The sequence below is a fragment of the Paenibacillus sp. VT-400 genome, from assembly GCF_001029205.1.
Lineage (GTDB): Bacteria > Bacillota > Bacilli > Paenibacillales > Paenibacillaceae > Paenibacillus > Paenibacillus amylolyticus.
Genome location: NZ_LELF01000067.1, coordinates 864,856 through 883,693 on the forward strand (window position 1 = coordinate 864,856; position 18,838 = coordinate 883,693).

The following is an 18,838-nucleotide window of genomic DNA, read 5'->3' on the forward strand; positions in this document are numbered from 1 at the left end:
ATTATGGAATTGAGTCGAAATGATGATAGAGTCCATGCTTCTGATTCATGTATAACGGTGAAACGAGGGGAGTGGAGTAGCGTGCCTGGAGTTCTATATGCCTCGAAGAAAGAGTTAAGTGAGACGATTCGACGCACCTATGAGTTGTTTGAGGGTGAGTTCAATGACATCCATAACAGCGACAAAGATAAGTGGGTTGAAGGTGTGGACAAGACGCCTGCCCAGATGATCGCCTACCAGTTAGGATGGACGAACCTGGTGATGGATTGGGAGCGAAATGAACAGTTGGGAAATGAATTCCATATGCCGGCACCAGGATATAAATGGAACCAACTAGGGTCATTAAATGAATCATTTTACGAAAAGTATTCAGGTTGTACGCTGGAGGAGCTGCGCTCTTTGTTTCGGGAGATAGAACAACAATGGCAGAACTGGATTGACTCGCTGAGCGAAGAGGAATTATTTGTACAAGGGATAAGACAGTGGACGGGGACCAAGCCCGGATGGGCTATGGTGAAGTGGATCCAGATTAATTCGGTAGCCCCTTTTAAATCTTTTCGGACCCGAATTCGTAAATGGAAAAAAGGTCACTTAGCCAACATGGATTGAGAGGAGAATAGATGTCTAATGAATCTGGCAAATAAAATCACGTTGGCTAGAATCGCGTTGATTCCAATGTTTATGATCTGTTTTCTCAATCAGCAAAGCGTGATGATTGCACTAATTATTTTTGCAGTAGCAGCTGGTACGGATAAATTAGATGGATATGTGGCGAGAAAATATAATCAGATCACGAATCTGGGAAAGTTGCTTGATCCACTGGCGGATAAACTGTTGATTGCGGTAGCGCTGGTCATGATGGTTCAGGAGAATATGATCAGTTCATGGATTGCTGTAATCATTATAGGACGTGAAATTGTCATTACTGCATTACGAATGGTAGCCACAGAGCAGGGTATTGCTCTTGCAGCAGATCGGTATGGAAAAATCAAAATGGTGCTTCAGGTGGCAGCCATCATTGCCATTTTGTTGAATAATGTTCCTTTTAGTTTGCTGACTGATATCAGAGTGGATGTGGCATTACTATGGGTTGCAACAGACGTTACTCTCTTATCCGGAATGAATTACATTATCGTAAATTATAAACTGTTGAGATAAAAGGAGTAATTAGGAGATGTCTAAAGGAAATATAACCCCAAGTACCGAGCAAGATTCAAAGTATGTTCGCGAGCAACTTATCGCATTTAATGCTGCACATGTGAGTGAGGAATTAAGGCATCGGTACGAAGAACTGAATTTCAATATCAAAAATGAGACTGGCGAGATTGTTGCAGGTGTGCTTAGTACACTTTGCTGGAACTGGCTGGAGGTTGATATTCTTTGGGTGGATTCTGAACAACGGCATCGGGGATATGGTTCCCGGTTGTTGCTTGAAGTTGAGCGAATTGCGCGAGAGAAATCTTGTGATTTTATCATGTTGAACACCTTCTCCTACCAAGCACCGGAATTTTACAAGAAACATGGCTACCAATTGATCACAACGATCGAGAATGCACCGACTGGACACAGTCATTATTATTTTAAAAAGGACCTCACGTAAGACAAAGCGTGCGAAATAGGACAAAATCAGGAGGGTTATTATGGTCACCATTAAAGGAATCAAACTTGAAGATTTACCGGCACTAAGCCAGCTATACAATGAGTTGATGGGAATGCCTACCAATGAGCAGCAGATGAAAAAGATGTTTCATTACATACAGCAGAATGGTCATTATCATGTGCTTGGGGCATTTTACAATGGCAAACTTGTTGGGTCCGTTATGGGGGTTGAGTGTATGGATCTGGTGGGTCCATGCAAACCGTTCATGGTTGTGGAGAATGTGATTGTATCGGATCAGGTACGCAGGCAGGGCATTGGGCAGAGGTTAATGCTCCAAATTGAGCGGATTGCAAAAGATCTGGGTTGTGGTTACATGATTCTGGTGTCTGGCGATCAGCGCAAGGAAGCACATATATTTTATGAGAAGTTAGGTTTCAAGGATGAGAAGGTTCAGGGTTACCGGAAGCATCTTTAACAGGCACTTCAAGTGAAGATTTCTTACACAAGTGGAAGGATTACTTAAGGAACATGGCGAATAAGGCATAGTCTTAACAAAAGAAACGAATAAGAGGGAGGCACTCTCGTGTTCAAAAAATGGGCTAATGTTTTCATGGTTCTGAGCCTGGTATTCGCCGTATGTTCCCCAACCTCCTATGCTGCCGCCAAAACGGTTAAGGTAACCGTTACGCTGGTGAGCGCAGAGCTTGTCGAGAATAACTCTGTCGGTAATGAGTGGGCCATCGGAGCAAGTGTGAACGGCAAAGATCTGGAGGAGGGGTCGTCAGTCACTTTAAACCTGAAATCCACGGGTACATTGAAACTGGAGGCCATCGCCGAAGAACAGGACAAAATTCCCGATTACGGGGATAAAAGCACCAACGTCAAACTATCTTCGTTCTCCAAATCAACCAACAAGACACTTTCCGTGGTGGTGACCGAGAACAGAGGTCGATATTCTGGTAACACAGCAACTTGGGAGTTCAAGTTTAAGATTAGCAAGAAGTGAATAGGAACCAACCGTGAGAAAAAAAGGGAGCTGAGCTCTCTTTTTTTATGCGTAAATAATTGGTGATCTAAAGGAAGACGACGTTTCGAGCCACGCTGATCTTTGTTAAACTAATGAGAACAACAGTATAGAAATAAAAGATGTATTTTCAAAAAAAAGTACATAGGAGGTTAACACAATTATGCGTATCGTAGATAACATTAAAGTCTGGGGGGAGCCGCTGGAAAACGCCGTAAGTCAGGCGGTGACTTGCTCGCAATATGGAGATGTATTGGGTGTGGCTCTGATGGCCGACCATCACAAGGGTTACTCGCAACCCATCGGTGGTGTTGTCGCTTATCGGAATATGATCAGTCCGTCAGGTGTCGGATATGATATTGCCTGTGGCAATAAGGCTGTGCGCACAAATCTGATGTGGGAAGATATTCGAGATCAGATTGTAACGATCATGGATGACATCAATTCGACCATTTCTTTCGGCGTGGGTCGTAACAATCCAACACCCGTGGATCATGAGCTGTTCGACGACGCGAGCTGGAAGCTGTTTGATACCATTGAACCGGGATTACAACATAAGCTGAAGACACTTGCACGCAACCAACTCGGAACCGTAGGCAGTGGCAATCATTTCGTGGATATTTTTGTAGAAGAGGCAACGGGAAAGGTGTGGATCGCAAATCATTTTGGCAGCCGCGGGTTCGGTCATAAAGTGGCGAGTGGATTCCTTAACCTTGCGGCAGGACGTCAGTTCAGTGGCAAAGCTCCTGGCGAATCGATGGATCAACCGCCTACGTTGTTTGACCTGAACAGCGAAATGGGTGATATGTATTGGGACGCAATGACTTTGGCGGGCCGATACGCCTATGCAGGACGCGACTATGTTATTGAACAGGTGCTCGGAATTCTGGGGACAAGTGCTGAATACGCCGTACATAACCATCACAACTTTGCCTGGAAGGAACAACACATGGGTGAAGAGGTAGTTGTGGTCCGCAAAGGTGCAACGCCACTGGCATCCGGGCAACTCGGTTTTGTTGGAGGCAGTATGGGGGATATCTCGGTAATTGTGGAAGGGATCCACAGCGAGGAGAATACCGAGTCATTCCGCAGCACCGTACATGGGGCAGGGCGCACGATGAGCCGGACCCAGGCGGCTGGCAAAATGAATTACAAGTTGCGCACACGCATGGGCGGCGAGATTAGCGAAGCACAGATGCATGAGGCGATTCGTGCCTATGGTGTCGAGCTGCGAGGAGCGGGCACAGACGAAAGTCCGTTTGTGTACAAGAAACTGCAAGACGTGCTGAACGCACATGCGAATACGCTGAAGATCAACCATGTGCTGCGTCCCGTTGGTGTCGCCATGGCCGGAGGTAATGAATTCGATCCATACAAGGATTAGTCAGAAAAGAGGGTGAACTTCATGAGAAATTGTGCGATATATAGCTCTCAGTTTGACCTGGATCAGCTGTTTGAAGTGATTCAATCCATCTATCCCGAGGATACGATTAAAGGCCGGGAAGACAAAACCCATATTCAAGTGACTCAGAAAAAATGGCTCAGTAAGAAAACCAAAGGCTTTAATATCATGACCAGCCAGACACATCCTGAGGAATTTACGACAATGATTCAGGGGATGCTTGGATTTTTGAGTCAGATTGAAGGGCGCAATGCTTCGCTCCAGGAAAAGGTACTGATCAAATGTTCCACATTGAATATGGTGGTTGGTATTGAGACGGAAGAGGACATATCGGCAGAATTCTTCGGCGAGTTATTACGGTTGGCTGATGCGCTGGATGCTGTTATCTTCTGGGGAGGTGGATCTCTGCTGAATGCACAAGGTCAGCTATTGCTGGATGTGAATGGAGAATCTGAGGTGGAGGATTACACGGTGACAGCGCACACCAGTTTCCTTGACGGTAACAGACCGCAGTCGGAGTCGGGCATTCAACGTAAAGCGCGGTCAGAGCAACGGTTGACTGAACAAGGCATTCCGTATAATGCGAACTTGCCTGCAAGGGCCGGAGACGAACACACCACGATTCGGAGTAAAGAGGAAGTCGCGCGCCGTGCGGTTGCCCTATGTCTTGCCGCGCTTAAGGGTGAGTGTCTGGGAGCCGGCGAAAGTGCGGATGATACCGCAGCACTGGTTCAGGAAGTGATCGACAAGTATGAGGCTGAATCCTTTTTCTCACCCGTAGAGAAGAGGTTTATCGACCAGTACGGAGCAGAGCAGCAGGAGATTATTTCCTTCTCCTGGGGATATGAAGCCTACCACGTAATGTTATGGGCGCTTGGTTATGTGAAGGAACTGGGTGCACCAACGGAGTTGTGTAACGTAGGGAAGGATGTCGGTTATTTGCAACAGAAGGATAGTTTTACCGACTTTCTCTCCGATGCATCTCTGCGTAACAAAAGCGAGATTCTGGATGAAGCAGATCTGATCTACCGTTATAACTGGATGTGCGTGGATAGTCGTGTGAATGACAAAACACCTCCAGCTGGCCTGAATGGTGGAGTGGCTTATGAACGTCACCGTGCATTGAACTGGCTGATCTGTTATCTGGATCTGGCGTGGGATGATGTGCGTACAGATACGTAGAACGGGATGATGTGACGGCCTATTGTAAATAAACAATAAACATTACACAACATACAACAATACAAATACCCCTATAGCCGCACGAATACGGTTAAAGGGGTATTTGGTGTGCTGTTCTGTGTGGACATAAGCGTTATTCCATATATGGTGAATATGTATATCCACACATATTCACCAACATGTATTATACTTTTACCCACTATGTCTGCCAAACTGTTCACGAATAATGACATCAGCAAGAATCAACTTTTTCTCGACATTGCTCTCTGGATTCGCAATGCGCCATAACATCTGATCCACTGCACGCGCACCGAGCAACTCCTTGTTCACATTAACTGTAGCCAGTAATGGGATATTGTCGTATAGATTATCAAATCCCGTGACAACACACTGATCGGGTACACGAATCCCCATACTCTCAAGGGCTTCTATGGTGTATAGCCCATAGAAATCATTCGCACATACAAACACTTCAGGCAGGTTATCCTCACTGATCACCGAAGTGAACGTCTGGCGGAACTCATCCAATGCCTGATTACTCAACTCGGGAATCTGATGTATTTCCATCCCATGACCCATAAGCACAGAAGTATACGCAATCCAGCGTTCATAGAAGCTATGAGCATCCCCGATATTGCCAACGAACTGGAATGTTTTGAAACCCTTGCGGAGCAAATAGAGCATGATCTCTCGCATGGATGCGAAGTTATCGGTGAATATGCTGTCACTGTGAAAAACAGGGTCCAGATGATCCACCATCACAACCGGAATACTGAGACGCTTGATTTCAAGCAGAATCGGGGTAGAGATAGAGCCAACGGTAATGATTCCTCGAATGGCATCCGGGTTGAGCAGGGTAAATAGCTGGTCTGCTGAGGGTTCCGTCAAGGTCAGAATATTAATCCCTTTTTGGTTCAGTTTGGAAGAGATCCCGTTAAAGACGGGGCCCCAGTATACGGAGTCTTGATTTTGGTACCGAACATTGGGGAACAAAATCAAGATCGTTCCGCTTGAACGTGTGTTCTTTGGTTCCTGAAGTTCATGGCTGTTATACAGTTCACCAGACAACATGCTGTTATCTTTGAAATATCCAAGTTTGCCAGCGGCCTTGAGAATGACATCCCTCGTTTGATCGCTAACTCCCGATTTTCCAGACAAAGCTCGTGACACCGCGAATTTCGACAAACCCGTAAAATGTGCAATCTCCTGAATTGTTACCTTTGTCTTCATCATACCATCCTTACACTCGTAGTTCTGCCGTATTCCTTATTTGGAGCGATATCCAACGATTCTAGTATAGCATGATGTATTTCTCTTAATCTAATAACGGACAGAGAATTCAAAATGTTAGTGATGCACAGTATTTTAGGATGAACGTTCAACGTGACGGTAAGCATATTTTCAGATAGTATGACGAAATTTGTCTGCTTAATTATTATTTTGTTATTTTATAAAAATAACAAAATAAACAAAGTTAGAATCATGGTTTAATATGTTTGTACTTAGAGTCCAGGATATTGAATAAGCTGTGATACAGGCATGTTACAGCTTAATCAGCATTTTATCAGAGAAATTAGAAAATGTTAACAACAAAAATGTTGACGCTTACATTTTGCTGTGTTAAATTTTGTTTGTCTAAAGCAAACAAAGAAATAACAAATGGTGGTGGTTGTTTATTTTCGATTGGTTGATGAATGGGGTTAACGATTTAGGGTGAACCATGATTGGTATACACATTCGGGGAGGTTGTTAAAATCATGATGAGAAGATGGAATGTTCTACCTCTGATGTTATTGGCAGTGATGATTTTTGTATCCGCTTGCAGTGGTGGGGGGACAGCGCAGACGGGGACCGAAGCAGAGGGAACAACGAACTCAGGTAACAGCACCGAGGTCGCTGAGACAGAGAAAGAGGGCGAAGCGGAAGAAGCTGTGGTTAATGTGCCTGATCTGGGTGGGCGTGTCATCAAGGTCGCGGCCTGGTGGGACTTGAAACCGGCGGGAGAGACGGCCTCCGATAAGGCCAGACTTGATAAAATTGCAGAGGTCGAGAAGAAATACAACGTAAAACTGGAGTTTGTTAACGTACCTTTTGAAGAATACATGAACAAATTCACAACGTCTGCACTGGCTGGCGAACCGTTCGCCGACATCGTTCAGATGGAGTACAAATCCGCACTACCCGCCATCCTCAAAGGGCAACTATTGCCCATCTCCGAATTCACTACACCTGAGAATAACATCAACCAAGAGGCTAACCTGATTGCAAAATTTCCTGCCATTGCAGGCAACGAATATGCCTTCGAATCTCCAACCAGCATTGGTCTGGGACTTCACTATAACCGTGACTTGTTCAAAAAATTATCTTTGCCTGATCCTCAAGAACTGTATAACCAAGGCAAATGGGATTGGGATAAATTCATGGAACTTGCCAAACAGGCAACCAAAGATACCAATAACGATGGCAAAACTGACGTATACGGATTTTCTGGCTGGGCGCTTGATGTCGTTCGTCATTTTACCGCAGCCAATGGTGGAACAATCGTGGATGATACCAATAGCAAAGAAGGATTGTCCGATCCGAAAACGATTGAAGCTGCCGAATTCGTCAAACGCCTGTATAACGTGGAAAATGTCGTGAAGGTCAAAACCGGCGACAAAACTAATTGGGAGGAAAGCAATACGTTCAAAGATGGAGATGTAGCTCTGTTCACCGCTGCTGAATGGCAGTTGGGCGATCTCACCTTTGCGGTTGGTGTTGTGCCGATTCCGAACGGGCCACAGGGTAGCAAAGAGGTAACGTATGCAAACAACGCAGCATCAGCGAAGTTCATTCCTAAAGGTGTGGAAGATCCAAAGATCGTCTACCAAATCTATGAAGAGACCTTCGACATCCCGCAGATTGAAGAGTATCCAGGTCAAGATTATCTGGAGAGTCGTTATACCGACGAGAAGGATATTGCGATCATTCGCGAGCACATCGCTGGAACCGGCCGCATCTTGCTGGATGATGCCTACACAGGATACCCTTTCGGGGATTATGTGAACGATATCATCAAAAACAATGCTTCCGTGACAGCAACAGCCGAGAAATACAAAGCACAGGCACAAGCTGCCATTGATAAACTCGGCAAACAATAACAACACTTATCACCAGCAAACGATTCAGGCAGGGGGCTCGTGTCGGCAATGTTGCACGGAGCCCCTTTTCCTGAACCACCAAATCGGCATTGCTGGCATCAGCCTTGATGAGGAGGACTCGTAGGATGGCTGGAATTCTACAACGCAAGACATGGATATTGTCCACAGTAATCATCGTGGCGGCAGCCTGCATCATTCTATATGTAACTTCCGGCGCTGATGGAAAGAGTGCAAACATTCCACCTGGCAGTCTGCCTGCCATTGAAGTGGATGCAGTCTTGCAGCAGACCCGGCAGAAAAAGGGATACGAACAGTATCGATCCGGAACGGATCAGGCTACACAGCCGAATGTGGACATCACCATTGAAGCAGGAGATTACATAAAAGCCGAAGGTGAAGACGTCCGCAAACTGACTAATTATGAAGGAATGGATGGTGTATCTCTCCATACCGGAGAGACCGGACAAGTCGATTGGACGATTAATGTGCCGGAGACCGGGCTGTATAACCTGTCCGCAATCTATTTTCCCGTAGAAGGCAAGAGTTCGGCCATTGAGCGTGCATTGTACATTGATGGTGAACTTCCTTTTGCGGAAGCCGCCTATTTGCAGTTTGACCGGGTATGGGCCAATGAGAAAGATGTTGTGGAGCAGGACAATCAAGGCAATGACCTTCGCCCGAGACAAGTGGAGCAACCACGCTGGCTGGAAGAAACGTTTCAGGACTCCGACGGGTACGAACAGACTCCATTCAAGTTTTATTTGGAAAGAGGGGAACACACGCTAACGCTAAAATCATCGCGTGAACCCATGGTGATTCGGTCCATTCGTCTTTTCAATGAGAACACAGCTGTTCCTTACACAGAGACTGCAGGGGCACAACAATCGGACTCCTCTGGGCAGCCGAAGGATGTACTGATTCGCATTGAAGGAGAAGCCGCGATTGCCAAATCTTCACCTACGTTATACCCGACCAGCGAAAGGTCAAGTTCTGCTGTATCTCCTTATAGCGCATCCCAGGTACGCATCAATACGATTGGCGGCTTTAACTGGCGTCTGCCAGGACAATGGATTGAATGGGAAGTGGATGTGCCGGAAAGTGGACTGTATCATATCGGTTTTACCGCACAGCAGAATTTTGTCAAAGGCATCTATTCTACACGCAAACTGACCATCGATGGTGAAGTTCCGTTTGCAGAGATGGCGAAAGCACCTTTCCGTTATCAAAGTGACTATCGCATTGACGTCATGGGAGGCAAGGATGCATACAAGTTTCACTTGGACAAAGGAAAACATGTGCTGCGGCTGGAGAACAGCCTCGGTGACTTCGCACCGCTTATCCGCAATGTGGAGGACAGTCTGTACAACTTGAACTCCATGTACCGACGCATTCTGATGATTACAGGCACGAAGCCTGATGAATTCCGGGATTATCGGGTGGAAAAGCAGATCCCGAACCTGCTGGAAGTGTTCAGCGGAGAAAGTAAACGTCTCAAGGACGTTGCCGCACAGCTTCGTCTTCTATCAGGACAGTCCAGCGATCAGGAAGCCTTGATCAAGACGATGGCGCTGCAACTGGACGAGATGATTGACAAGCCAGATACCATTCCAAGACGGCTTGCGGCTTATAAAACCAATACAGGCGGTCTCGGCACATGGGTGCAGCAGGCACGAGAGCAGCCCCTTGAAATCGATGCACTGTACGTCACTTCGATTGACCGCGATATTCCTGGAACAGGTATGGGGCCACTTGCCAAGCTTGGTCATGAAGCGAAGATATTCTATCATTCGTTCTTCATTGATTATAACCAGATTGGTAATGTAGCTACATCTGAAGATCAGCGTACGGTAACCGTTTGGATTGGTAGCGGACGTGATCAGGCGAATACGATGAAAGCGATGATTGACAAGACCTTCACACCAGACAGTGGTATCAATGTCAATCTGAAGCTGGTGAATATGGGAACCTTGCTGCCAGCGACTTTGTCCGGTGAAGGACCGGATGTAGCGATGCAGATCGGCAATGATCTGCCGGTGAACTTTGCGATGCGGAACTCGGCTGTAGATCTGACGCAATTCAGTGATTATAGCACCGTGGAACAGGAGTTCAGGGAAAGTGCAATCGTGCCGTATGCCTATGATTCAGGCGTATATGCCCTGCCGGAAACGCAAACCTTTAACATGCTGTTTTATCGTAAAGACGTGCTCGAAGAACTCGGACTTGAAGTACCTCAGAACTGGGAGGATGTCGAAGCTCTGCTCGCGATTCTGAGCAAGAATCATATGGAATTTGGTATGCCGATTGTGACCCAGGCGAATATGCAGGGTGTCAATATTCCGCCGAACTCGCAGTATGCCACGATGCTGCTTCAGAACGGCGGCGCCTTCTATCGTAACGATGACAAGGAGTCGGATCTGGATTCAAGGATCGGAATTGAGACGTTCAAGCAGTGGACGGAGTTTTATACCGATTACAAGTTAGAGCGGGAATATGATTTTGCCAACCGTTTCCGGACAGGACAGATGCCTATTGGACTAACGGATTACACGATGTACAACCAGTTGTCTGTATTTGCACCGGAGATTCGCGGACTATGGGGATTCGTTCCTGTCCCGGGAACCGTTCAGGCGGATGGAACCTTGAATCGGGACGTACCGGGTGGAGGGAGCGCCGTCATGATGCTGGAGGGTGCCAAGGACCAGGACGCGGCGTGGGAGTTCATGAAGTGGTGGACCAGTACACCGATTCAGGCTGAATTCGGACGGGAGATGGAAGGACTGATGGGTGCCGCTGCCCGTTATCCAACGGCCAACATCAAGGCGCTGGATTCCCTGCCGTGGCCTGCGGAGGATTACGCCAATCTCAAGGCACAATTCGAAACGGTGAAGGGCATTCCTGAAGTACCCGGTGGTTATTTTACAGGCCGCCATCTGTTCAATGCATTTTACAAAACCGTTGTTGGCCAAGTGGAAGCCAGGGAATCCATCATGGATTATACCCAATATATTCAGGACGAGATTCGAGTCAAACGTAATGAATTTGGTCTTCCGTAAGCAGAGGGAGGGTTAATCGTGCCACAAATATCACTCCGAGACGGACAAAACAGTCCTCCTGAGAAAGCGTCAAGGATGGGCATGAAATCGTGGTGGAGCTGGAAGCTCCAGGAAATGAAGGCCAGCAAACATTCCTATGTTCTGCTTGCACCTTATATGCTCCTGTTCCTCATGTTTACCGTGATTCCGGTTGTCATCTCGATCATACTCAGCTTCACCTACTTTAACATGCTGGAATTTCCACGTTTTATTGGCTGGCAGAACTACACCCGCCTGTTTCTGGAGGATGATGTATTCCTGATTGCGATCAAGAATACGTTGTTGTTCGCCATTATTACCGGGCCGATCAGTTATATTGCCTGTTTCGTCTTCGCGTGGATCATTAATGAGTTAACACCGAAATGGAGAGCGTTCATGACGCTGATCTTCTACGCGCCCTCCATTTCGGGCAATGTGTATTTTATCTGGCTGATGATCTTCTCGGGAGATCGTTATGGTATTGCCAATGGGCTGTTGATCAAATGGGGTTTTCTGCTGGAGCCAATCCAGTGGCTGAAGACGGAAGCCTACATTATGCCTATCCTCATTCTCGTGCAGCTATGGCTGAGTCTCGGAACCGGATTTCTGGCGTTTATCGCTGGTTTGCAGACGGTGGACCGGACATTGTACGAAGCGGGAGCGGTGGATGGAATCAAAAATCGCTGGCAGGAACTATGGTACATTACCCTGCCTTCGATGCGTCCGCAGCTCATGTTCGGCGCAGTCATTCAGCTGACAACCTCGTTTGCCGTGGCCGATGTGTCGATCGCACTGGCCGGGTTCCCAAGCGTGAACTATGCGGCAGAGACGGTGGTCACCCACTTGATCGACTTTGGTACTACGCGGTTTGAGATGGGATATGCATCAGCAATTGCCACCGTACTGTTCATGATTATGGTGGGCACCAACTTGCTGGTACAGAAACTGCTTCGAAGGGTGGGAGAATAGCTATGGCTGCAATTGCGACAGGCAAAAAGCGGGTGAATCGCTCGCTATCGGGAAGCCTCTCCCTGTTTGCCCTTCTGCTCGTATTTGGTGCCTTCATGGTGCTGCCGCTGATCTATGCAATCAACAATGCATTCAAACCATTGGATGAGATTTTCACTTTTCCACCAACGCTGTTTGTCAAAAATCCCACGTTCAGCAACTTTACGGATCTGCTGAATCTGCTGAGTGACTCATGGGTGCCGTTTTCACGTTATATATTCAACACGGTGTTTATAACAGGCATCGGTATCGTAGGCCATGTGCTGCTAGCTTCCGCAGCGGCGTACCCGCTTGCCAAGCACAAGTTTCCGGGCAAAGTATTCATGTTCCAAGTGGTCGTACTGTCACTGATGTTCACACCTGCGGTAACGGCAATTCCGAACTATATGATCATGTCTTGGCTCGGATGGATCGACACGTACTGGGCCGTCATTATTCCGGCATTTGCCTATTCACTCGGGTTGTATCTGATGAAACAGTTCATGGAGCAGATCCCGGATGCGCTGCTGGAAGCAGCCAAGATTGATGGCGCCAGTGAATACCGGATCTTCTGGTCCATTGTCATGCCCAATGTGAAGCCAGCCTGGCTTACATTGATCATTCTGCTGTTCCAGATGTTATGGGGCAGTGATGGCAATGGGTACATCTACAGCGAGCAGCTCAAGACTCTGCATTATGCAGCAGGACAGATTATTCAGGGCGGAATATCCCGGGCAGGAGCGGGTGCTGCGGTAGCACTGATTTTGATGAGTGTGCCGATCACGCTATTTATTTTCTCTCAGAGCCGAATCATTGAGACGATGGCGAGTTCGGGCATGAAGGATTAAGGGGGAACGATATGGCACGCACAGTGAAAAGATGGCTTGTTCTCCTGGCGGCAGTATCTCTGCTGCTGGTGAATGCCGTGCCTGCGGCGGCCTCCCCGGCGCCGTATGAGAGTTATAACTACAACTACTGGAAAGAGGCTGTACCTTCACCGGATGCCTATCTGCCCGAGCGTACCATATCAGGCCGTGATCTCGGCATTAGTGAGTTTAAAGACCCTGGTGATGTGAATGTTTCACCTTCCGGGTTGATCTACATTTTGGATAGCGGCAACAGCCGAATTGTTGTATTGGACCCAGGCTTTAAGCTGCTGCGCGTCATCGATGGATTCATGATGGATGGCAGCAAGGAGACCTTTAACCTTCCAGGTGGATTGTTTGTAGATGAAGAAGAACGCATATATGTCGCCGATACAGGAAACAGTCGTGTGGTTGTCCTGGATGGAGAAGGGACACTGATTCAAACCATCACGAAGCCCGAGTCGGATATCCTGTCGACCCAATTCCAGTTCCAGCCTTTGAAGCTGACGGTGGACCATGTAGGCCGAGTGTATGTTGTGGCGCAGGGGGTCTACGAAGGGATTATGCAGTTTGACGAGAGTGGGAAATTTATCGGATATGTCGGTACCAACAAAGTGGAGCGGGACTACGGCGAATATATCTGGCGCATGTTATCCACCAAAGCCCAGCGTGCACAGATGGTCCTGTTTGTCCCGACGGAGTTCTCCAATGCGGATATTGACCACAAAGGATTTGTGTATGCAACGAATATTGATCCCGGCTCGAATGAACCGATCAAGCGGCTTAACCCGTCTGGTGAAGATGTACTGAAACGGTTTGGTTATTACGATGTCAAAGGTGATATCCGGTTCCGCAACAATCCGGGTCCATCCAAACTGATCGATGTGAAAGTGCTGGGCGACGGCATGTACAGTGTATTGGATGCGACACAGAACCGGGTGTTCACGTACGACGATGAAGGTCATCTGCTCTACATATACGGTGGCAAAGGAAATCAGGTGGGCACGCTCAAAACACCTGTCGCGATTGAACAATCAGGTGAGCATCACTTGGTTCTGGATCGGGGCAAGAACAACCTTGTCGTCTATGAGCCAACCCGTTTTGGTGCCCGTGTGAATGAAGCGGTGGCACTCCACTATCGGGGCGAGGACACGGAGGCCGTAAATATATGGAGAGAAGTGCTGAAGCTGAATGCCAACTATGACATCGCTTATATCGGTATCGGCAAGTCCTTATTAATGGAGAAGAAAAACGAGGAAGCGCTAAGTTACTTCGAACTTGGAATGGACCGCAAGAGTTATTCTGTGGCGTTCAAGAGGCATCGGCGGGAGATGATGAAGGAACATTTTGGTACATTCCTGACCGCTGCGATCGCGCTGATTGTCATTCTGATCCTGACCCGGGTGACGGTTAAATGGAGACGGAGGAGGCAGGTTGATCGTGAAGCAGGATTTCATTAAGTTTCCGCTGCATCTCATTTTTCACCCCATTGATGCATTCTGGGACCTCAAGTCAGATAACCGGGGACGGCTGTTTGTTGCTTTTGCAGCATTGGCGCTTACCATTGTTATGATGATTTTGCAAAAGCAGTACGCAGGATTTCTCGTTAATTACATCGATCCTCGTACGATTAACAGCATCATCGAAATCGCCACGGTTGCAGTACCTTTCTTTCTATGGTGCATGGCCAACTGGGCGGTAACAACTTTGATGGAAGGGGAAGGCAAGTTCAAGGAAATCGTTCTGGCGACAGGTTACTCGCTCATTCCGGTTATTCTGATCTATGCCCCAATGATCGTGATCAGCCGTTTTATGGTGCAGGAGGAGACTGCTTTTTATTATCTGTTCAATAGTATTGCGTTCTTCTGGTTTGTACTGCTTCTGTTCATTGGCATGATGACGGTACACCAGTACACGGTGATTAAAACAATCATTACGATGGTGCTGACACTCATTGTGATGGGCATTATTGTATTCCTTGGCGCACTGGTCTTCAGCATGCTGCAACAGCTGTACGAATTCGGTTATAACATTTACCGCGAGTTGATTTTTCGGACCTAAAGGAGGCGGCATCCGTGAACAAAAGGCAACGATTATATACGGTGCTGGCTGGTGGTGCAGCTGTAATCATGATTGCAGCCGGGCTGCTGTATATAAACAACAGGGGGATTCCTGCCGTAGAAGCCGCAGCTTATCTGGATACGACAACCACAGCCATGCCCGTCACAGAGGAACCGTTACAGTTCCTTAGCGACTCTTCGCAGGGTGTACCTGGTATGCAACTGGTCGCTGAAGATCAGGGATTGGCCCTGTACTATAACGAGGAGACAACGGAAATTGCAGTACGTGACGCGAAAAGTGGAGAGGTTTGGTACAGCAATCCGAAAGAACGGGCTGAGGATGGTCTTGCTTCTGCATATGAAAAAGAAGTGCTGTCCTCCCAGTTGAACGTGTCTTTCCGGGATTCGATGGGCACACTGGAGAACTTTCCAAATTTCAGTTCGAGTATAAGCAACAAACAATTCACAGTGGGTCAGATCGATCAAGGGATTCGGGTCAACTATACACTTGGTGATACATCACTTGGTATTGATGCCCTTCCGAAACTGATTAGCAAGCAGCGACTGGAGGAGAAGGTTCTTTCCAAGCTGGACGCTACTGTCGCAAGATACACGTCTGCCCGTTATTATCCAACCAAGAATAATCCAGATATTTTGGAACGGCTCGATGGACAGATCTCGAAGCAGCTTGTGCTGAACAAGATGCTGGGTGCTTTTGAGACGGCGGGGTATACGGCGGACGATCTCGCTTTTGACAATCAGGAGAACGGGGTTGAAGGCGGGGGCGTATCCGATAAGCCCGGCTTTGTCATTTCAGTGGAATACCGACTGGAGCAGGGAGCACTTGTTGTGACCGTGCCTCTGAGCCAGATAGAGGAAAGTGGGCAATACCGCATTCGGAATATTGATTTGCTCGCTTATTTTGGTGCTGCGGATACGAAAGGAGGGGGCTACATGCTCGTTCCTGATGGTTCCGGCAGCCTGATCCACCTGAACAATGGGAAAACCCAGGAAGAACAGTATGTACAGCGCGTATACGGCGCAGACCCAAATGATAATTCGCTCAGTCGTCCTCAGGTTAGTGAATCCGCGTATATGCCTGTGTTTGGTCTGAAAAACGGGGAGAATGCCTGGTTTGCAGTCATTGAAAAAGGGGACGGCATTGCCAGTATCTCTGCGGATATTGGAGGCAGGCAGAACAGTTACAACCACGTGCATGCGACCTTCTCCCTGCGCGGGGAGGATGAGCTGGAGATGTACACCTCGCAGAAAATGCAGGAGATCCAGCTGCTTAGCGAAGAGCCTTACCGTGGAGATATTCAGGTCCGTTATCATTTCCTTCATGGAGAAGATGCCAGTTACTCGGGTATGGCCCGCCTGTATCAGCAGCAGTTGATCGAGCAGGATGTATTGAAGCCGCTCGCAGAACAGACGGAGTTGCCGTTTTATGTGGATGTGCTTGGTGCAGTGGACAAAAAGGCTTCGTTCCTGAGTGTACCCTATCGGACCACTTTAGCTATGACGACGTACGAACAGGCTACCGAAATGGCGGCGAAATTACAGCAGGATGGTGTGAACCGCGTACAAATGCGGTATCAGGGATGGTTCGGCGGTGGCATCAGTCATCATACGCCAACCCGGGTGAAGTTGGACAGTGAAGTGGGCAGTCGTTCCGAACTGCAGGCGTTGTCCACCAAGCTGGAGCAGTCGGGTGGAGCTCTGTTCCCGGATGTGGCTTTCCAGCACATTTATCACGATGATATGCGCTTTGCTCCTTCCTCGGATGCAGCGCGGTTTGTAACAAAGGAGACAGCAGAATTGTATCCGTACAATCCTGCACTTAATCGCATGGATCAGAGTAGGGACAGCTATTATTTGCTCTCAGCGGCCAAGCTTCCTTATGTAGTGAGTGAGTTTGCTGACAAATTCAATAAATTGGATCTCGGCGGATTATCCCTTCGTGATCTCGGGCAGGTCCTGACTTCCGATTATCGGGATAGTCGGGTGATTCATCGGGAGACGGCGAAGAACATTGTGAAGGAGCAGCTGGGCAAGCTGGAACAGTCCTATCCGAACCTGATGATATCTGCTGCAAATAACTACGCTTGGGGAAGTGCGCAACATGTTGTAAATGTACCCGCAGGATCAAGTCGCTTCAATATTACCGATGAAGAAGTTCCTTTTTATGCGATGGTCATTCATGGATACATGAACTATGCGGCATCTCCGATGAATACGTCGGGGGATCAGGATCTCCGCAAACAGTTGCTACGCAGTCTGGAACTCGGGGCAGCTCCGTATTTTCAATGGACCTATGAACCATCATCCGGGCTAAAGCTGACGAATTATGATTCGGCCTACGCAACGGAGTATGCATATTGGGTGGATGATGCCGTTGCCTTGTATAAGCAGGCCAATGAAGTGCTGGGAAATCTGGCGAATGAGCAGATTTTCAAGCATGAACGCATTCAGGATGGCGTTGTCCGGATCACCTATACTGGGGGGACATCCATCCTTGTGAATTACAATGCGGATGCAGTAACCGTGGATGGAACAACGGTTGGCGGGACGGACTATGTGGTGGGAGGAGTGAACCGATGAGAACCATTCGATTATCGCTGAAGTCACGGAGAGCGCTGCTTGGACTTGCATTTATTTCCCCGTGGCTACTCGGTTTCATCTTCCTCTTTGCCACGCCGCTCCTGCAATCGATTCGATTCAGTCTGAGTAATCTGTCCGTTGCTCCGGGCGGGTACGTTCTGGAATACGTTGGATTTAAAAACTTCAAGGATGCGCTTCTGGTTGACGCGACGTTCAACCGGATTCTGGTCGACTCGGTTGGAGCGATGCTACTGAATGTGCCGATGATTTTGTTCTTCAGTCTGTTTACGGCCACACTGCTTAACCAGAAGTTCAGAGGCAGAACGATGGCACGTGCAATCTTTTTCCTGCCGGTTATTCTGGCTTCGAGTGCAGTCGCAGCAGCTGAGTCTGCGGGATTAATCAATCTGATGGGGGATGCGAGTGCGGTGGATGCATCAGCCGATGGCGGTGCTTCGTTCAACGTGGTATCCATTGTGCGGATGCTGGCGGATGTGGGATTACCGATGGCCTATGTGGATTACATTGTAGAAGCCATCATGCGGATCTATGAGATTATTAGCAGCTCAGGCGTTCAGATTTTGATCTTCCTCGCTGCACTGCAATCGGTACCGGGATCGATGTATGAGGTTGCGAAGATCGAAGGGGCGACAGCTTATGAATCATTCTGGAAAATTACATTTCCCATGGTCAGTCCGTTGATCCTGACAAATGTCATCTATACGATCATTGATTCATTTGCCGGGAGTCCAGTCACACAGGCCATCTACCAAACCGCATTCAAAACCCAGAACTTTGGCTTAAGCTCGGCGATGTCCTGGCTGTACACACTGGTGATTGGTCTTGTATTGATCGTAGTGGGCTGGGTATTGTCACGGCGGGTTCACTACAACTGACGGTTAACA

The 18,838-nt window shown here is 47.9% G+C and carries 16 protein-coding genes; 15 read left to right on the top strand and 1 reads right to left on the bottom strand.

The genetic code is table 11. The features are described 5' to 3' along the window. Nucleotides 1-81 precede the first annotated feature (81 nt). The 7 genes from EL84_RS14655 to EL84_RS14685 all read left to right on the top strand — a co-directional run bounded on the left by EL84_RS14655 (nt 82) and on the right by EL84_RS14685 (nt 5,208). Complete coding sequence (locus tag EL84_RS14655) at nt 82-609, top strand: ClbS/DfsB family four-helix bundle protein (protein ID WP_047842204.1); 528 nt, start codon at nt 82-84, stop codon at nt 607-609. An 18-nt stretch (nt 610-627) separates the two neighbouring features. Continuing rightward, nucleotides 628-1,158, top strand: coding sequence for a CDP-diacylglycerol--glycerol-3-phosphate 3-phosphatidyltransferase (gene pgsA / locus EL84_RS14660; protein WP_047842205.1), 531 nt, complete (start codon nt 628-630; stop codon nt 1,156-1,158). A 16-nt stretch (nt 1,159-1,174) separates the two neighbouring features. Further along, a complete protein-coding gene (locus EL84_RS14665; RefSeq protein WP_047842206.1) occupies nt 1,175-1,600 on the top strand; it encodes a GNAT family N-acetyltransferase in 426 nt (141 codons plus the stop codon). Between the two features lie 40 nt (nt 1,601-1,640). Continuing rightward, the gene (locus tag EL84_RS14670) at nt 1,641-2,075 is read left to right on the top strand and encodes a GNAT family N-acetyltransferase (protein WP_047842207.1); all 435 of its coding nucleotides are present in this window, start codon (nt 1,641-1,643) and stop codon (nt 2,073-2,075) included. Nucleotides 2,076-2,183: 108 nt separating this feature from the next. After that, nucleotides 2,184-2,606 carry a hypothetical protein gene (locus EL84_RS14675; RefSeq protein ID WP_036610281.1) on the top strand — a complete coding sequence of 141 codons (423 nt, stop codon included), beginning with the start codon at nt 2,184-2,186 and terminating at the stop codon, nt 2,604-2,606. Between the two features lie 181 nt (nt 2,607-2,787). Then, the gene (locus tag EL84_RS14680; protein WP_047842208.1) at nt 2,788-4,008 is read left to right on the top strand and encodes an RtcB family protein; all 1,221 of its coding nucleotides are present in this window, start codon (nt 2,788-2,790) and stop codon (nt 4,006-4,008) included. Between the two features lie 21 nt (nt 4,009-4,029). Beyond that, entirely contained in the window at nt 4,030-5,208 is a 1,179-nt protein-coding gene (locus EL84_RS14685) for a DUF4272 domain-containing protein (RefSeq protein WP_047842209.1), read from the top strand. A gap of 192 nt (nt 5,209-5,400) precedes the next feature. Here EL84_RS14685 and EL84_RS14690 read toward each other — a convergent pair whose 3' ends face one another. Beyond that, nucleotides 5,401-6,441, bottom strand: a complete 1,041-nt coding sequence (locus tag EL84_RS14690; protein ID WP_235193769.1) for a LacI family DNA-binding transcriptional regulator — start codon at nt 6,439-6,441, stop codon at nt 5,401-5,403. Nucleotides 6,442-6,968: 527 nt separating this feature from the next. On the opposite strand from EL84_RS14690, the gene EL84_RS14695 reads away from it, so the two are divergent. From EL84_RS14695 to EL84_RS14730, 8 genes are all read left to right on the top strand, one after another. Then, nucleotides 6,969-8,348 carry an ABC transporter substrate-binding protein gene (locus tag EL84_RS14695; RefSeq protein WP_047844197.1) on the top strand — a complete coding sequence of 460 codons (1,380 nt, stop codon included), beginning with the start codon at nt 6,969-6,971 and terminating at the stop codon, nt 8,346-8,348. 125 nt (nt 8,349-8,473) lie between these two features. After that, nucleotides 8,474-11,401 carry an extracellular solute-binding protein gene (locus tag EL84_RS14700; protein ID WP_047842210.1) on the top strand — a complete coding sequence of 976 codons (2,928 nt, stop codon included), beginning with the start codon at nt 8,474-8,476 and terminating at the stop codon, nt 11,399-11,401. Nucleotides 11,402-11,476: 75 nt separating this feature from the next. After that, the gene (locus EL84_RS14705) at nt 11,477-12,388 is read left to right on the top strand and encodes a carbohydrate ABC transporter permease (protein ID WP_047842211.1); all 912 of its coding nucleotides are present in this window, start codon (nt 11,477-11,479) and stop codon (nt 12,386-12,388) included. 2 nt (nt 12,389-12,390) lie between these two features. Then, the gene (locus EL84_RS14710) at nt 12,391-13,254 is read left to right on the top strand and encodes a carbohydrate ABC transporter permease (RefSeq protein WP_017689719.1); all 864 of its coding nucleotides are present in this window, start codon (nt 12,391-12,393) and stop codon (nt 13,252-13,254) included. Nucleotides 13,255-13,265: 11 nt separating this feature from the next. Next, nucleotides 13,266-14,732 (top strand): NHL repeat-containing protein, encoded by a 1,467-nt coding sequence (locus tag EL84_RS14715; protein ID WP_047842212.1) that lies wholly within the window; start codon nt 13,266-13,268, stop codon nt 14,730-14,732. Next, nucleotides 14,713-15,333 (top strand): Yip1 family protein, encoded by a 621-nt coding sequence (locus EL84_RS14720; RefSeq protein ID WP_047842213.1) that lies wholly within the window; start codon nt 14,713-14,715, stop codon nt 15,331-15,333. The genes EL84_RS14715 and EL84_RS14720 overlap by 20 nt, the downstream gene beginning before the upstream one ends. A 14-nt stretch (nt 15,334-15,347) precedes the next feature. Beyond that, nucleotides 15,348-17,933 (top strand): DUF5696 domain-containing protein, encoded by a 2,586-nt coding sequence (locus EL84_RS14725; protein ID WP_047842214.1) that lies wholly within the window; start codon nt 15,348-15,350, stop codon nt 17,931-17,933. Continuing rightward, on the top strand, nt 17,930-18,829 hold the full coding sequence (locus tag EL84_RS14730) for a carbohydrate ABC transporter permease (protein ID WP_047842215.1): 900 nt from the start codon (nt 17,930-17,932) through the stop codon (nt 18,827-18,829). Before EL84_RS14725 ends, EL84_RS14730 begins: the two co-directional genes overlap by 4 nt. The last annotated feature ends 9 nt before the right edge of the window (nt 18,830-18,838 follow it).

What these genes read in the sequence shown, in the direction of transcription:
- pgsA (WP_047842205.1), top strand. Translation starts at nt 628, where the DNA reads ATGAATCTGGCAAATAAAATCACGTTGGCTAGAATCGCGTTGATTCCA.
- EL84_RS14665 (WP_047842206.1), top strand. Translation starts at nt 1,175, where the DNA reads ATGTCTAAAGGAAATATAACCCCAAGTACCGAGCAAGATTCAAAGTAT.
- EL84_RS14670 (WP_047842207.1), top strand. Translation starts at nt 1,641, where the DNA reads ATGGTCACCATTAAAGGAATCAAACTTGAAGATTTACCGGCACTAAGC.
- EL84_RS14680 (WP_047842208.1), top strand. Translation starts at nt 2,788, where the DNA reads ATGCGTATCGTAGATAACATTAAAGTCTGGGGGGAGCCGCTGGAAAAC.
- EL84_RS14685 (WP_047842209.1), top strand. Translation starts at nt 4,030, where the DNA reads ATGAGAAATTGTGCGATATATAGCTCTCAGTTTGACCTGGATCAGCTG.
- EL84_RS14690 (WP_235193769.1), bottom strand. Translation starts at nt 6,441, where the DNA reads ATGATGAAGACAAAGGTAACAATTCAGGAGATTGCACATTTTACGGGT.
- EL84_RS14695 (WP_047844197.1), top strand. Translation starts at nt 6,969, where the DNA reads ATGAGAAGATGGAATGTTCTACCTCTGATGTTATTGGCAGTGATGATT.
- EL84_RS14700 (WP_047842210.1), top strand. Translation starts at nt 8,474, where the DNA reads ATGGCTGGAATTCTACAACGCAAGACATGGATATTGTCCACAGTAATC.
- EL84_RS14705 (WP_047842211.1), top strand. Translation starts at nt 11,477, where the DNA reads ATGGGCATGAAATCGTGGTGGAGCTGGAAGCTCCAGGAAATGAAGGCC.
- EL84_RS14710 (WP_017689719.1), top strand. Translation starts at nt 12,391, where the DNA reads ATGGCTGCAATTGCGACAGGCAAAAAGCGGGTGAATCGCTCGCTATCG.
- EL84_RS14715 (WP_047842212.1), top strand. Translation starts at nt 13,266, where the DNA reads ATGGCACGCACAGTGAAAAGATGGCTTGTTCTCCTGGCGGCAGTATCT.
- EL84_RS14730 (WP_047842215.1), top strand. Translation starts at nt 17,930, where the DNA reads ATGAGAACCATTCGATTATCGCTGAAGTCACGGAGAGCGCTGCTTGGA.